Annotated in this window: 13 protein-coding genes; 9 read left to right on the top strand and 4 right to left on the bottom strand. The window is 51.1% G+C overall.

Annotated features, from left to right (window positions below; all coding sequences use genetic code 11):
* Positions 1–31 precede the first annotated feature (31 nt).
* Positions 32–3,853 carry an anti-phage defense-associated sirtuin Dsr1 gene (gene dsr1 / locus ACW5W8_RS17345; protein ID WP_498629090.1) on the top strand — a complete coding sequence of 1,274 codons (3,822 nt, stop codon included), beginning with the start codon at positions 32–34 and terminating at the stop codon, positions 3,851–3,853.
* 1 nt (position 3,854) lies between these two features.
* Here dsr1 and ACW5W8_RS17350 read toward each other — a convergent pair whose 3' ends face one another.
* Entirely contained in the window at positions 3,855–4,088 is a 234-nt protein-coding gene (locus ACW5W8_RS17350; RefSeq protein ID WP_498629092.1) for a DUF4113 domain-containing protein, read from the bottom strand.
* Between the two features lie 257 nt (positions 4,089–4,345).
* On the opposite strand from ACW5W8_RS17350, the gene ACW5W8_RS17355 reads away from it, so the two are divergent.
* The 6 genes from ACW5W8_RS17355 (at position 4,346) to ACW5W8_RS17380 (ending at position 12,121) form a co-directional block, all read left to right on the top strand.
* Positions 4,346–7,039 (top strand): DNA methyltransferase, encoded by a 2,694-nt coding sequence (locus ACW5W8_RS17355; protein ID WP_498629093.1) that lies wholly within the window; start codon positions 4,346–4,348, stop codon positions 7,037–7,039.
* A gap of 56 nt (positions 7,040–7,095) precedes the next feature.
* Positions 7,096–9,099, top strand: coding sequence for a DEAD/DEAH box helicase (locus ACW5W8_RS17360; RefSeq protein ID WP_498629095.1), 2,004 nt, complete (start codon positions 7,096–7,098; stop codon positions 9,097–9,099).
* A 1-nt stretch (position 9,100) separates the two neighbouring features.
* Positions 9,101–10,354 carry a GIY-YIG nuclease family protein gene (locus ACW5W8_RS17365; RefSeq protein ID WP_498629097.1) on the top strand — a complete coding sequence of 418 codons (1,254 nt, stop codon included), beginning with the start codon at positions 9,101–9,103 and terminating at the stop codon, positions 10,352–10,354.
* Positions 10,355–10,359: 5 nt separating this feature from the next.
* On the top strand, positions 10,360–10,656 hold the full coding sequence (locus tag ACW5W8_RS17370; RefSeq protein WP_498629099.1) for a hypothetical protein: 297 nt from the start codon (positions 10,360–10,362) through the stop codon (positions 10,654–10,656).
* A 273-nt stretch (positions 10,657–10,929) separates the two neighbouring features.
* Positions 10,930–11,148: a Com family DNA-binding transcriptional regulator gene (locus tag ACW5W8_RS17375; RefSeq protein WP_101315174.1), complete on the top strand. Its 219-nt coding sequence runs from the start codon at positions 10,930–10,932 to the stop codon at positions 11,146–11,148.
* The gene (locus ACW5W8_RS17380) at positions 11,060–12,121 is read left to right on the top strand and encodes a DNA-methyltransferase (protein WP_498629101.1); all 1,062 of its coding nucleotides are present in this window, start codon (positions 11,060–11,062) and stop codon (positions 12,119–12,121) included. Before ACW5W8_RS17375 ends, ACW5W8_RS17380 begins: the two co-directional genes overlap by 89 nt.
* 47 nt (positions 12,122–12,168) lie before the next feature.
* On the opposite strand, the gene ACW5W8_RS17385 is transcribed toward ACW5W8_RS17380, so the two are convergent.
* The 3 genes from ACW5W8_RS17385 to ACW5W8_RS17395 form a co-directional block, all read right to left on the bottom strand.
* Positions 12,169–13,113: an HNH endonuclease gene (locus ACW5W8_RS17385; RefSeq protein ID WP_498629103.1), complete on the bottom strand. Its 945-nt coding sequence runs from the start codon at positions 13,111–13,113 to the stop codon at positions 12,169–12,171.
* Positions 13,114–13,450: 337 nt separating this feature from the next.
* Positions 13,451–13,777, bottom strand: coding sequence for an XRE family transcriptional regulator (locus ACW5W8_RS17390; protein ID WP_148612126.1), 327 nt, complete (start codon positions 13,775–13,777; stop codon positions 13,451–13,453).
* Positions 13,770–14,132, bottom strand: a complete 363-nt coding sequence (locus ACW5W8_RS17395; protein WP_148612124.1) for a type II toxin-antitoxin system RelE/ParE family toxin — start codon at positions 14,130–14,132, stop codon at positions 13,770–13,772. The genes ACW5W8_RS17390 and ACW5W8_RS17395 overlap by 8 nt, the downstream gene beginning before the upstream one ends.
* Before the next feature lie 238 nt (positions 14,133–14,370).
* Between ACW5W8_RS17395 and ACW5W8_RS17400 the strand changes: the two genes are divergently transcribed.
* Positions 14,371–14,583, top strand: coding sequence for a hypothetical protein (locus ACW5W8_RS17400; protein ID WP_148612122.1), 213 nt, complete (start codon positions 14,371–14,373; stop codon positions 14,581–14,583).
* Positions 14,583–15,051 (top strand): lysozyme (locus tag ACW5W8_RS17405; protein WP_498629107.1); only part of this gene is annotated, 469 nt, incomplete at its 3' end. The genes ACW5W8_RS17400 and ACW5W8_RS17405, both read left to right, overlap by 1 nt.

A 15,051-nucleotide genomic window follows, 5' to 3' on the forward strand; every position in this document is an offset into this window, starting at 1 on the left:
GAGCCAAGGCGTTTTAGACAGGAAACAGAAAATGCAATTCGTCACCCACGGCCCCGACATACCTGATGCGCTTCTACAGGCTCACGAAGAAGGTCGAGTGGTGTTTTTCTGCGGTGCTGGCATTTCTTACCCAGCAGGGCTGCCCGGTTTTTCAGGACTCGTGGATAGGCTCTATCAAGAACTCTCTGTTTCGCCAGACCCTGTGCAGCAGTCTGCGATAAAGGCGGGGCAGTTTGATACAGCAATAGGCTTGTTGGAAGCTGATCTCGTCGGTGGTCGGGAAATGGTGCGGCGCTCGTTAGCGACCATCCTGCAGCCGAACCTTTTGTCCCGAAACGCTACTACGACACATGAAGCCCTGCTTGCACTATCACAAAATAGTGATGGCTGTACTCGACTCATCACAACCAACTTTGACCGCGTGTTTGAGGAAGTTAGGTTAGCTAAATCACTTTCAATACCAGATTTCAAAGCACCACTTCTCCCTGTGCCCAAGAAACGGTGGGATGGCTTGGTTTATTTGCATGGAGTGCTGCCTGTAACGCCAACGGCAAGCGACCTGGATCGCTTGGTTTTATCAAGTGGAGACTTCGGCCTCGCTTATTTGACCGAACGCTGGGCTGCCCGCTTCGTCAGTGAGTTATTTCGCAACTTTATCGTGTGCTTCGTTGGTTATAGCATCAACGACCCTGTGTTACGTTACATGATGGATGCTTTGGCTGCAGATCGTTTGTTAGGAGAATCTCCGCCGGAGATGTTTGCTTTTGGTAGCTTTTCCAAAGGCAAGGAGTTGGAGCGAGCTAACGAATGGAAGGCGAAGAACGTAACTCCCATTCTCTATCGTGAGCACCAGCGCCACGCTTACTTACATAAGACCCTGAGGGCTTGGGCAGACACCTATCGAGATGGCTCTCTTGGCAAGGAGCAAATTGTTACCCGCCATGCTTTGACACGACCATCTGCTAGTACAAAGCAAGATGATTTTGTCGGGAGGATGCTCTGGGCTTTGTCGGACAAATCGGGTCTACCGGCGAAGCGTTTTGCCAACTTCAATCCAGCCCCTTCACTGGAGTGGCTGTTGGGGCCATTCGCGCATGAACGCTTCGTTCATGGTGATCTGGCCCGTTTTGGTGTGCCGCCCCAGAGCGAAGTGAATACCAATCTGCGCTTCAGTCTGATTAAGCGTCCCGCGTCCTATGACCGTGCACCTCAGATGTTACTAGTCTCCGGAGGCGAGACTGGTAGCAAATGGGATGACGTAATGTTCCATCTGGCCCGCTGGCTGACACGTCATCTGGATGACCCCAGACTTCTCATCTGGATTGTTGAACGTGGTGGGCAGTTGAACGACTGTTGGCTGTCGCAGATCGAAAGCAGACTGGATTGGGTTGCTGAACTGGAGCGTAATGACAAGACCTCTGAGCTGGATGAAATACGCCTAAACTCACCCAAGGCTATTCCTAGCCCCCTGATGCGCACTTTGTGGTGGCTTCTGCTCAGTGGTCGGGTGACATCACCACGGCGCGAGCCAGATCTGTATCGCTGGCAAGGCCGTTTGAAGTGCGAGGGGTTGACCACCACATTGCGCCTGGAGTTGCGCGAGTTGCTCGCACCCAAAGTGGTTTTGAAAAAACCGTTTCATTGGCCAGATAACGACTCGAAAGGCGATGATGAACCAAGGCGCATCAAGCAATTGGTGGACTGTGAACTCGTACTAGCCGCCGATGACGTACATTCCGCTCTGCGTGATTTAGCCGGCGAGAACTGGACATTTGCCCTGCCGCGCCTGCTGGAAGATTTTCAGCAGCTGCTGCGCGATGCGTTGGATCTGTTGCGCGAGCTGGGTGAGGCTGATGACCATCGTGACAGATCGCACTGGGTTCTCCCGTCAATCACACCACACTCGCAAAATCGGGGCCACCATGATTGGGTCTGCTTGATCGAGTTGCTGCGCGATGCATGGTGGGCGGTATACGGCAATGATAGCGCGCGTGCGATACGAATCGCACAGAACTGGTTTGACTTGCCATACCCCACCTTCAAACGCCTCGCTTTGTTTGCCGCCAGCCAGGATGGTTGTATCCAGCCTGTGCAGTGGCTGGAATGGTTGTTGGCCGATGACGCGTGGTGGCTGTGGTCCACAGAGACTGGACGTGAGGTGTACAGACTGTTCGTTCAGCAGGGGCGACATTTGGCTGGAACCAGTCAAGAACGTCTTGAAGCGGCTATTTTGGCTGGCCCTCCGCGTGAGATGTATCGGGGTAACGTGGAAGCAGAACGTTGGCAAGGTTTGGTGGATCGCTCAGTCTGGCTGCATCTGGCCAAATTGAACGAATCTGGCCTCGCTATGGGAGCAACTGCTGCGGTGCGACTGGCGGAACTATCTGCATCCCATCCGAGATGGCAGTTGGCGACCAATGAAAGTGACGAGTTCGGTATCTGGTGGAGTGGTACTGGTGATCCAGATTTTGATGATAGCAGAGATGTCGATATTGTCCCCCGTAAGCGACAGGAGCTGGTGAAATGGTTGTCAAAGCCGATACAAGAACTGAGTCATTCATATGAAGATACATGGCGAGACGTTTGTCGCACGCGTTTCTTTCACAGTCTGTTATCGCTGAGGGATTTGGCACAGGAGAACATCTGGCCCGCCGGCCGATGGCGCGAGGCGCTGCAGGTATGGGCTGAAGAAGGCAATTTGTTACGTTCCTGGCATTACGCTGCACCGCTGGTCAAGGTTATGCCCGATGCTGTTCTCCAGGAAATTGCCCATGACGTGACGTGGTGGATAAAAGCTGCATCCAAGTCCATCAATTGTTACGAAGATATCATGATGGCGTTGTGCAGCCGTGTGCTTGGACTACCGCTTGAAGCTGGCCTAGGCCCTAGCTCCATTCGTGATGGTGTCGAAATCTATGATCCTGTCGACTCTGCGATTAACCACCCCATTGGATATATCACTCGGGCGATCATTAGTGTGTGGTTCAAACGTAGCCCTGGTGATAATGATCTGCTTCCGGCTGATCTCAAGCCCATCTTTACTACTCTGTGTGACGTGCAGGTGGAACGATTCCGTCACGGCCGAGTTCTCCTAGGAGAGCAACTGATCGCATTTTTTCGAGTGGACCAACCGTGGACCGAACAGCACCTTTTGCCTTTGTTCGGCTGGAGTAATCCTTTCGAAGCAAAAGGTGTATGGGAGGGGTTTCTCCTTTCTCCTCGTTTGTATCCGCCATTGATTACCACCTTCAAGTCACAATTTTTGGATAGTGCAAACTACTATTTCAAGCTTGGCAATCAGCGCCAACAGTTCGTAGCCTTCCTGACCTATGCTGCATTGGGTCCGACCGAGGGGTATACCCTTGGTGAATTTCGATCTGCGATTGGTTCGCTCCCACAGGAAGGCCTGGAGAAATCCGCGCAGGTACTTACCCAAGCCCTTGAAAGTGCAGCCGATCAGTGTGAGGAGTACTGGAAAAATCGTGTGCAGCCGTTCTGGCAACAGGTGTGGCCAAAATCACGCGACCTAGCCACCCCGCGAATCGCCAACTCCTTGGCTTGTTTGGCGATTGCCGCCAGAGGTGAATTCCCGGTGGCTTTAGCTACGGTGCAACACTGGTTGAAACCGATTGAGCGCCCACATTCCGTCGTTCATGAACTTCACGAATCGGGCTTGTGCCAACGTTTCCCTGCGGAGGCAGTGCTGCTCCTGAATGCAGTGATTGCCGAACCACAGTCGGTACCCGAGAAGTTGGAGCAATGCTTGCGTGAAATTGTGCAGGCGTCGCCACAGCTTGGGCAGGATGCCCGTTACCGGCGGCTTCAAGAGCATTTTCGAATGAGAGGCATGTAATTCATCCCACCACCGGCAGTTCTGTCAGCACTGTGGTGTAGCGGGGGCTAAGCTGCTCCCGCTTCATCATCCATTCAGTGTTATCGCTCCCTTTTGCGCCAAAGTAGACCTTCCCTAACCTTCCCTGATTGATTTTGTCGATCACCTGCATCAGTGCCTCGCTGTGGGGTTCCTGCAGGTGATTGGCGAACAGGTCGCCTTGTTGAATACCGATGGGGGTGAAGTCGGCCAGCATGACGCCGCCCTTTTGGTTGCGGTGCCCGTCTCGTCAGGTGTGCTGGAGTTATATGCAGCTGATAACCAACTTGTAAATATTGGTTCGGTTAGCGTTCAATTGTTTGATCTAACCCAAGTTTCACTCCGCTAGGCCTTTTTTTACTGCTCGCGGGTTGTATCATGCCCAATTGGCAATGATGCTGCCTCAATTACTGGCCGTTGTAGCCCAGACTATTTTTATCCAACGCTTCATCATCTTGTTTTCTAGGAAATTCAATGGCCGTCAATCAGGCGAAGATTTTTGAACAGCTCGAGCAACTTACCTGCGAGCTCGATCGCGATGAGTTTATCTACGGTTTTATGACCGCGTTTGATTTCCCTAAGGCGACTCTTACCTTGGTACGGCAAGGTGGTGCTCGAAATGTCGCAAAAGAGCCTGGTCATGTCGCGCTGAAGAACAAGCTTTACTTCCAACCCGCAGCAGAAGGTGCAGATCTCGATGCGCTGTTGGGGTCGCGCTTGAGTGACCCAGCCACCACCAAAAACAAGATCCGTTTTGTTCTGGTTACCGACTTTATCCGGTTTCTGGCGTGGGACACTTTAAGCAAAGAACTGCTCGATATTGAGTTGGAGGAGTTACACAGCAACTATGGCTTTTTCCTACCTTTGGTCGGACTTGAGAAAGCTATCGTCAGCAGTGAAAACCCGGCCGATGTCAAAGCAGCGGAGAAAATGGGCAAGCTGTTCGACCTCATTCGCATTCAAAATGACCTTAGCCAGCCTGCTGACATCCATGCCTTGAATGTCTTTTTGACCCGGTTGCTGTTTTGTCTATTTGCCGAAGATACAGGCATATTTACCAAAGGACAGTTCACCTCTGCTATCAAGAGCTACACAGAGGAAGATGGCCGAGACCTGGACTTTTTCCTCGATCAACTTTTCTCGGTGCTAAACAGCGAACCAGGCAGCTCCAAGAGGCAAAATTTGCCCGTACATCTGACAACATTCCCCTATGTCAACGGTGGACTGTTCTCATCTGATCAACCAGTACCAGAGCTAGGCAAGAAGGGGCGCAGGATCCTGCTTGAATGCGGCACCATGGATTGGAGCGAGATCAACCCGGATATTTTTGGCAGCATGTTCCAGGCGGTGATAGATGTGAATCAGCGTAGCCGCCTAGGTCAGCACTACACCTCCTACAGCAATATCATGAAGGTGATTAAGCCGCTGTTTCTCGACTCGTTGCAGGCGGAACTGGATAAGCAGCTCCAAGTTGCAGTGAACAAACGTGCCAAAGGGCTGCAAGCGTTGCTTGTGCGGATGGGAAATATCAAAGTTTTCGATCCGGCATGCGGTTCGGGCAATTTCTTGATCGTCGCCTATAAGGAGCTCCGCAAGCTGGAGATGGCGGTGATCAAGGCGCTGGAAGCGGTCGACCCGCAAGGGTTTGCCATGAGCGGGCTGCACCTGTCGCAGTTTTATGGTATTGAGATCGACGATTTCGCCTGTGAGATTGCCCGGTTATCGCTGTGGCTTGCCGAACACCAACTCAATAGTCAATGGCAGCAGGAGTTTGGTTTTGCCCCCCCAGCACTTCCTTTGCGTGAAAGCGGCAATATCCACAGTGGTAATAGTCTACGGTTAAACTGGTATCAGGTATGTCCCAAGGGTCCTGAGGATGAGGTGTATGTAATCGGTAATCCACCATTTTTGGGGCACGTTGGACGTAGTGAAGAACAGCGCTCAGATATGGAGGCTGTATTGGGTGATATTAAAGCAGCGAAGGCATTGGATTTTGTAACCTGCTGGTTCTGGAAAGGTGCGCATTATATCAAAAATTCCAAAACAGAGCTTGCCCTAGTGGCCACAAACTCCATTTGCCAGGGGGAGTCATCCGGTACATTTTGGCCGCATATCTTTAACTTGGGTTTGTCAATACATATTGCTTATCCTACCTTTGTTTGGAAAAACAATGCTCGTGATAAAGCTGCTGTTCATGTTGTAATTATTGGTTTGTCAGAACAACCTACACAAAAGCTATTATATCAAGAAGTAGATAATTTTTGGCATTTTCGCAGTGTAAGCAATATCAGTCCCTATCTTCTTGAAGGAAGTAATATCGCTGTTTCAGTGCGCTCTAAGCCAATTTGTAGCGGTGTGTCGACTATGCTAGTCGGAAATATGCCAAACGATGGTGGTAATCTCCTGTTTGACAGCCAAGAAAAGCATGATTTATTAATTAGGGAACCTCAGGCTGAATGCTGGATTAAACGAGTTTTGGGGGCGACCGAATTTTTAAATGGCAAGGAACGTTGGTGTCTTTGGTTAGTCGATGCTACAAAAGATGATATTTTATCCAAGCCTGAAGTATTCAAGCGTGTGTGTAATGTGCAGGCTGTCCGTGAAGCGAGCCCTAGAGCTGCAACAAGAGATTTAGCTGAAACACCACATCTTTTTGGTTTTATTAGTCAATCAAGTTTGGGTAAGTTTATTTTAGTTCCGAAAGTCTCTTCCGAACGTCGGCTGTATTTACCGATTGGGAGTTTTGGAGAAGACACAATATCTACCGATTTAAATTTCATAATACCTGATGGTAGTTCGTATGACTTTGGTATATTAAGCTCACTATTACATAGTGATTGGATGAGATTAGTAGCTGGGCGATTAAAGAGTGATTATCGCTATTCAGTTACTATCGTTTATAACACGTTCCCTTGGCCTGAAGTCACAGACTCACAACGGCAGCAGATCGAACGTTTAGCTGAAGAGGTGCTTTTGACCCGAGAAGAGTTCTCCGGTCGAACCATCGCTGAACTCTATGACCCCGACAAAATGCCAGCCGCTCTGCTGGCCGCTCATCAGGCACTCGATAGAGCCGTTGACAGACTCTACCGTGATCGACCATTCAAGGATGCAGCGGATCGTTTAAGCTGCCTACTGGCTCGCTACGAGGCGCTTGCCGCCCATTGATCAACAACGCTGGCCGAGGGCCGGCGTAGTGTACCCAATATTTGGAAGGATTCACGATGAACAATTTGTTGCATGTGGAGTATGGCCAGACCGGTCAGAGTGCCAGCTTAAACGAAATGGGGATGCGCGAGATGCAGGCGCGTGCGTTTGACGAGCGCAATAGCCAGTATTTGTTGATTAAGGCACCGCCTGCTTGTGGCAAGTCTCGTGCTCTGATGTTTCTCGGTCTCGACAAGTTAGCACACCAGGGGCTGTGCAAGGTGATCGTGGCGGTGCCTGAAAAGTCCATCGGCGGATCCTTCCAGAATACTCGGCTAACCGAATATGGCTTCTTTGCCGATTGGGTGGTGAGCCCGGAAAATAATCTCTGTGTCGATGGCAGTGACAGCGGCAAGGTCAACGCTTTCCAGCGCTTTATGAATGGCGATGATCGCATCCTGGTCTGCACCCATGCCACGCTGCGGTTTGCGTTTAATAAGTTACCAGTGGCCGTCTTTAATGACTGCGTGGTGGCCATCGATGAGTTTCACCATGTGTCGGCGGATGGTGATAACCGGTTGGGAAGCCTGATCGATGACCTGATGAACAAGTCGAACGCCCATATTGTAGCGATGACAGGTTCTTATTTCCGGGGTGATACTGTACCGATCCTGCTCGCTGAGGATGAGGCCAGGTTTACCAAGGTCACTTACACCTACTACGAACAACTCAATGGCTATCAATATCTGAAATCCCTTGGTATCGGCTATCACTTCTACCAAGGGCGTTATATCGATGCCTTGCCGGATGTGCTCGATGCCAGCAAAAAAACCATTATCCATATCCCTAACGTCAATTCAGGTGAGTCGACCAAGGACAAACACGGTGAGGTAGATACCATCCTCGATGTGCTTGGTGAAGACATTGTCGGTGATCCTGCTACTGGTATCTTACACGTTACTGGCAAAGATGGGCGTATCCTCAAAGTGGCCAACTTAGTGGATGATGGCACCGATCGGCCTAAAGTGCAGGCCTATTTGCGGGACATCAAGACGGCGGATGATATGGATATCATCATTGCACTTGGCATGGCCAAAGAGGGGTTTGACTGGCCTTACTGCGAGCATGTGTTGACCATCGGTTATCGCAGCTCGCTGACCGAGATTGTGCAGATCATTGGTCGTGCTACCCGGGATTGCAAAGGCAAGCGACATGCCCAGTTTACCAACCTGATCGCCCAACCCGATGCGCAAGATGAGGATGTTCGGGCATCGGTAAACAATATGCTCAAGGCAATCACGACTTCACTGTTGATGGAGCAAATCCTCGCTCCCAGCATTCAGTTCAAGCCCCGCTCCCAATGGGATGGCAAACCACTACCGCCTAATACTCTGATTATCGATGACACCACGGCCACACCCGTTTCTCAGAAGGTATTGGACATTCTGAACGGCGACAGGAACGAGTTGATGGCGTCGCTTTTAACCAAAGAGCAGGTGGTTAAAGAGGCGATCACTGACTCTACCCCAACTGAAACAGTGACACAGGTAGTGTTGCCCCAGGTGATCCAAACGCTCTATCCTGACCTGACCGAGGAGGAACAAGAGCAGGTTCGCCAAGGGTTACTGCAAAGCATATTGATCAACCAGCAGGGTGGCTTGGTTGATGGCAAAGACCTGCCAGAAGATGCCGACGTGGATATGGGCAAAAAAGATGATGGTTCAGACAGCAACGTTGCCGGCAAACAATTTTTGAAGATGGGTGAGAAGTTCATCTGCATCGACAATTTGGATATTGATCTGATTGATACCGTTAATCCGTTTCACGGTGCTTATGAGATCCTTTCAAAGCAGGTCACTGCAGCCATGCTGAAAACCATCCAACAGGCGGTAAGTGCAACTAAATCACAGGTTTCTGAGGAAGAGGCGGTGATCCTCTGGCCCAAGATCAAGCTGTTCACCCGTGAGCACGGGCGTGAACCATCGCTTAATGCAAGTGACCCGATTGAGGTGCGCTATGCGGAAGCTTTAGCTTTTGTACGCAAGATGAAGCAACAACAAATGGCAGCACAGGGACGTTAAAATGATCCGCTTATCGACAGCTAGGCTCGCCAATAAACCGAGCCTAGGGGATATCCTCGGTGAAGAGGATGATCTGGGGTTGCTGGATGTGCAGCCGCTGAAAGCCAAAGCAGCTCCCACCGATCTTACCGGGACGCAGTTTGCTGAGATCACCGCATTCTATGCACTGCATGGCCGGTTACCCGAGGAGGGTGGCAGTGCCCGACTTGATGAGAAGCTGCTGGCCAGACGACTGAAGGGGATTTTGGCGAATCCCGCACAGCGCGAACATTTGCAGGCACAAGATGAATTCGGTCTGTTAAGTCATGCCGTTAATGGGCCGTGCGAGCCATGTTTGACTGATGAACCTGAGCCGGTGGCATGCATCAATAAATCTGAATTGGTGACATCACTGGCGGATATTTTCGCCGATGATGATGATGGGCTACTCGACTTTGACGAACCCGATATTTTTAGCCTTCGGCACATATCTGCCGAGAAAAAAGAGCAACCAGATGAGATTGCTCAGCGCCAACCATGCGCTGAATTTCCCCGTTTTGCCCCGCTGTTTGCCGCTTTCCATCAGGGATTACACGTTGGTTCCTTCAGTTTGGCTCGCTTCGCTCACAAATTGAAAATAGCCAAGGGGGATTTCTTCATTCTCAATGGATTGGTCGGCTATGTTGTCAGCGAAGGCGAGCGTCTTGAGCAATATGCGGATTACAACGCGAGGCTTCATTTGGTTTTTGAGAATGGCACCGAAATGCACATGCTCTATCTATCGTTGACTCATGGCCTAGTGCGCGACAAAGAAGGTCGAAAAGGGTTGTTGAATGGACAGTCATTGCTGCCTTCTGTGGACGCGGTGCCAACTGGACTGGTTTATATCCTCAAATCATTGAGTACCGACCCTGTTCTTGCTCCTTACAAGCACAACCTCTACAAGATCGGTTTTACAGAAACATCGATTGAACAACGGATCAAAAACGCGGAGTTGGATAGCACCTTCCTTGAAGCGCCGGTCAAGATTGTTGCAATCAACCAATGTTTTAACCTAAATGCGCAGAAGTTGGAGGCGTTGGTGCATGGTTTTTTTGCTCCGCGGCGCTTGAATGTGAAACTCAAGAGTCATAGCGGTCAAATGTATACCCCGAAGGAGTGGTTTAATGTGCCACTGGATAGCGCACTGGCAGTGATCCAGCACATTGTGGATGGGTCTATTTCTCAATACCGACTGGATAATACGACGGGGAAGATTCTTTCCAAATTATTGTAGTGTTTATGATTGATTCTTGGTTTTCAGGGGGAGTTATGGCAGGCCGGAGAGATCCTAGCGAATACACATATATTGTGGCAGAAGTCAGTTGGGACCAGAGAAAAAAAGAGGGTAGGCTCAACCCAGTTGCCGGGGAAGTATTTCCTCAAGATATGTATATAGAATGCTCCAAAGCGATTAGAGCATTGCCGGTAGGAACTAAGGTGAGATTAAAGGTAGTTGAGAAAAATCCAAAATCCGATGATGACAGGCCACATCTATATACGAATTATAGGTGGAACTACGAAATCATAAGGGATTAACGCTATTGATATCGCCCTGCAATTTTTGATAAAGTAGAACCCAATGATAGAGGACTGCACCCTAACGGGTTCAGTCCTTTTTTCATTGCACGAAAAACAAAGCCCGCACAGTAATGTAGCAGGCTTTTTGTTGCCTGAGAGATAGTGGCGACCTGATAGTGCGGTAACACCACCAGGCCACCTAGCCACATGCACTCGGTCACGGGCTAAGCCAAGGCCACCATTGCTCTGCAGAGCGGGGTGAGCTTATCACGCTTAAGGACCCCTGATCAGATGTACGAATTACGATGCGGCCATTGCGGCAAGAAATTGGCAAATTTTGTGGGGCAGATCGACATTAAGTGTCCCCGTTGTAAGGCCATCAACAATGCGAGTGCCTCTGAGCCCCTGCTTGGAGGTAGTCATGGAAAAACAATTACAGGACGGGTGGGTGCGGTTGGTGAACGCGGACTCGCTGGAGTTTATCAAGACGCTGCCGGCGGCAAGCGTTGATTTGATTGCGACTGACCCGCCCTATTTCGGGGTGAAGCAGGAGGCATGGGACAACCAGTGGGAGAGTGGGGTCGAGTTTTTGGCCTGGCTCGATGCCTTCCTGTTGGAGTTCCGGCGGGTGCTCAAGCCCAATGGCTCTGTGTACCTGTTTTGTTCACCTCGGATGAATGCGGATGTGGAGATGCTGATCCGGGATCGCTTCCGTGTGTTGAACCATATCGTGTGGGCTAAGCCATCAGGAGTCTGGAACCGGATGCGTAAGGCCGATATGCGAGCGTTTTGGCCGGCGAGTGAGCGGATCATTTTTGCTGAACAGGTGGGGGCGGAGGGTAGTGCCAAGGCGGGATCGGGTTATGCGAAGGCATGCCATGATCTGCGCCGCCAGGTGTTTGCCCCGCTGATTGAGTATTTCCGCCATGCCCGGGAGGTGGCTGGTGTCAGTGCTGCCGATATCAACCGGGTAACCGGCACCAAGATGGCTGGCCATTGGTTTGGTGCCAGCCAGTGGCAGTTGCCGAGCCGAGAGCAGTATGTCCAGTTGCAGGCGCTGTTTGCCGAGCGGGGCAGGGCACTTGGGCAGGATTATGCCGGGTTGAGTGAGACCTATCAGGGGTTGCACCAGACTTACAGCCATCTGGTGGCATCCTATGACGAGTTGCGGGCGGAGTATGAGCAGTTGCGCCGGCCGTTCTCTGTCACCCAGGATGTGCCGTTTACCGATGTGTGGTTGTACCCATCAGTGCAAGCCTACCCGGGTAAACATCCCTGCGAGAAGCCGCTGGCCATGATGGAGCACATCATTCGGACCAGCAGTCGCCCTGGTGATGTGGTGGCGGACTTTTTTATGGGGTCTGGCACTACCGGCAAAGCGGCGATCACGTTGGGGCGGCGGTTTATCGGGGTGGAGCTTGAGAGGCCGCGGTACCTGCAGACCTGTGCGGAGGTGGAGGCATTGATAGGCGAAGGGAAATAGCGCTAAGAGGCTGCCTGCTGACGAGGACGTGTCGGCAGGCAGTGCAATTATTGAATTTCATGTACAGCTAACCAGTTGATGAGCTTTTTGTTGAAGGCATCTGAATCAAGAGCATGGTGCGCTCTGCGATGGCAATTTGGGCACAATGCGATCACATTTGCTGGATGGTCAGGTCCACCATCTGAAAGCCGAAACACATGATGAACCTCAAGATACCGGCCCTTCTTACTGAGAAATGGGGCTGGTTGTGTGCAACCTTCACAATTGCCGTTAGACCTTACAAGGGCATAGCGCTTAATGGCTTCAGAACGTAACGCTACATTGGTTACCTTTTGCTGTTGAGGGGCATTACTCGGTGCATCTGTCAGCGCAAGAGCCCTGAGCTGTGCCAAAGAGAGTTTGGATGGTAGCTTCTTGAGTGCTGTGTAGCTGGCCTGCGGCGTTTGAATTTGGTTCCCATTTTGTATGGGAGCGAGAAACCCAAGGTGGAAGATGATTGCCACTCTTGGAACCCCATTACGGTCTGGTCGTAGTTCAGTATGATGTCCTAAACATTCGACTTCACCGAGAAAACGGACATTGTTGTCTGGCTGATATTCGAACAGAAGAATGATCTTGCCATGAGCTGCATGACTGGCAATGGCTTCGTTCCCACGAACCATTTGCATATCGCCCGTTTGCCCTTCACCTGTGTACCAGAATGTTCCGTCTGGTCCTGGCTTGTCGTGATATCCATATGCAGCTCCAGAATCGCTGGTAAAGGCAAAAATATAGGGCACTGAGGCCGGTGTGGATATCCCGCCTTGTTGCTGCCCCTTGAAGGGCCCATGGATATTAAGTCGTCTGTTGTAAATACCACCGATGATGAATGGATGAGTTGGGACTATCACGTGGATTGCTCTCAGGCTGCTTAGTGAAGGATCTGATTTATCAGATATTTTTACTGAGGTTACGTGAAGCTGAACGTAGATAGCAAGCCGGGAAGTAGTCAATTGTGACTTGCCCTGGTAAAGCGGCGATCACGTTGGGGCGGCTGTTTATTGGGGTAGAGCTGAAGAAGCCGCGATACCTGCAGACGTGCAGGCGCTGATAGGCGAGGGTGAATAGCGCTAAGGCTGCCTGCTGACGCGTAAGTGTCAGCTGGCGGAGTAATCATTCAGCCCCCACATTCGCCAAGTTTAAATTTCATGGAAAAGTAACACCCTGGGTGTGAATATTACCAATTTTTTAAACTGCATGAATGACGTACGGTTTTGGATTCGATATAAAATCTGCGGCCAAAAAAATGGGAGCAAAGCCCCCATCGCAATTCTTACCGCCTTTGGCTTATCAAGCCTGGTTCTGTCTTCCCAGGTCTGAAAAGTTGGTAACCTTGACTGCACCCTCGGGGAAGCGAGCAACCACCTCCAACTCACCCCCCATCGCTTCAATATGGCTACGCAATGTTGACAGATACATGTCGGTGCGTTTCTCCATTTTGGCGATAGCAGGTTGTTGGACATGCAGTATTTCTGCCAGCATTCTCTGGGACAGACCGCGGGCTTGGCGCAGTTCGTCCAAGGGCATTTCTGATAGCATAGATTGTGTTTTTTCAGCTGCGCGAGCCTGTGACTCAGGAGCCATCTTGGCGCGCAGTTCGGCAAATTTCTTAGCCATTGATGATGCCCTCCTTTTTCAGTTGTGCCAGATGTTCGTCATAGAGGCGATCGGCAATCGGGATATGAACGTCATACCATCGGTCATCCCCTGTTTTATTGCCACCAATAAGCAATATGGCCGCTCTACGAGGATCGAAGGCATAAAGCGTTCTGATAGGTTCTCCGGCGTGTTGCGTTCTCAGCTCACGCATGTGGCTATGTTTTGAACCGTTGATCCCACTACTGTGTGGGTGCCTCAACTGGGGGCCACACTGCTCTAACAAGCCGACAGTGGCCGCGACGGATTCTTGTTCTTCTGGAGTGAGTGTTGACCACCACTCTTCAAACTCATCGGTAAATTCAATTTCCCACATGGCAAACTTGTCTGAATGGTTACTAAGGCCGGATATTTAAAATGAGTGTAAGGGGCGTGATTCATTCCGTCAATGGAATGTGTGTGAAAATCAAGCAACCTGACTATTCACATCGCCTGCAGTTTTTGCTAACGTAGCTTCTAATGATGGAGGACTGCACCTGAACGGGTGCGGTCCTTTTTGCATTCTACGTCTAGACCTCTGCTTTGCAGGGGTTTTTTCGTTTCTGGGGGTTCGGATGAGCAAAGAGGAAAGCATGGCCACCGCAGCAGCCCTTGGTGGCACCGCAGTGAAGTCTGGGCCTCCGGTTTTAGTATCCAGCATGACGCTTGCTGGTTACTCGCTCAATGATTGGGTGTTGGCCGCAACGCTCCTGTGGATTGCGGTCCAGATGGGCTGGTTCTTATGGCAAAACATCATTCGGCCCCGTTCTGGACCAGGTGGTGAGTGATGAGCAAGGTTCGCATTGCCATTGCAGCGCTTACGCTCAGTGCGGCCGGGTTTGTAGGGCTCTTGAATCGGGAAGGCTATGAGCCCGTGGCTTACCCCGATCCGGTTCACGGGGTTGCGCTGCCGACGCTGGGGTTTGGTAGCACCGAGGGGGTGAAGATGGGCGATACCATCACCCCGCTGCAAGCTATCAACCGAAGCCTGCGGGAGGTGCGGTCGTTCGAGCTCGCCTTGAAGGATTGCATCTCGGTACCGCTCTATCAGTTCGAGTATGACGCCTATGTCGAGCTTGCCCATAACATCGGCCCCGGAGCCTTTTGCCGATCCACCATCGTGAGACGCCTGAACGTTGGCGATTACCCTGGAGCCTGTGAAGCGATCTTACTGTTTAAGCGTGCCGGCAAGCAGGACTGCTCGGTGCCAGGGAATCGAGTGTGCCCTGGGCTTTGGAAAGACCGGTTGCGCCTCA

Source organism: Aeromonas aquatilis, from assembly GCF_054052405.1.

Bases quoted from the DNA above. Each gene is read 5' to 3' on its own strand.
- ACW5W8_RS17380 (WP_498629101.1), top strand. From the start codon at position 11,060: ATGGAAAAACAATTACAGGACGGGTGGGTGCGGTTGGTGAACGCGGAC.
- ACW5W8_RS17365 (WP_498629097.1), top strand. From the start codon at position 9,101: ATGATCCGCTTATCGACAGCTAGGCTCGCCAATAAACCGAGCCTAGGG.
- dsr1 (WP_498629090.1), top strand. From the start codon at position 32: ATGCAATTCGTCACCCACGGCCCCGACATACCTGATGCGCTTCTACAG.
- ACW5W8_RS17360 (WP_498629095.1), top strand. From the start codon at position 7,096: ATGAACAATTTGTTGCATGTGGAGTATGGCCAGACCGGTCAGAGTGCC.
- ACW5W8_RS17350 (WP_498629092.1), bottom strand. From the start codon at position 4,088: ATGCTGGCCGACTTCACCCCCATCGGTATTCAACAAGGCGACCTGTTC.
- ACW5W8_RS17355 (WP_498629093.1), top strand. From the start codon at position 4,346: ATGGCCGTCAATCAGGCGAAGATTTTTGAACAGCTCGAGCAACTTACC.
- ACW5W8_RS17395 (WP_148612124.1), bottom strand. From the start codon at position 14,132: ATGTGGGAAATTGAATTTACCGATGAGTTTGAAGAGTGGTGGTCAACA.
- ACW5W8_RS17390 (WP_148612126.1), bottom strand. From the start codon at position 13,777: ATGGCTAAGAAATTTGCCGAACTGCGCGCCAAGATGGCTCCTGAGTCA.
- ACW5W8_RS17370 (WP_498629099.1), top strand. From the start codon at position 10,360: ATGATTGATTCTTGGTTTTCAGGGGGAGTTATGGCAGGCCGGAGAGAT.
- ACW5W8_RS17400 (WP_148612122.1), top strand. From the start codon at position 14,371: ATGAGCAAAGAGGAAAGCATGGCCACCGCAGCAGCCCTTGGTGGCACC.
- ACW5W8_RS17375 (WP_101315174.1), top strand. From the start codon at position 10,930: ATGTACGAATTACGATGCGGCCATTGCGGCAAGAAATTGGCAAATTTT.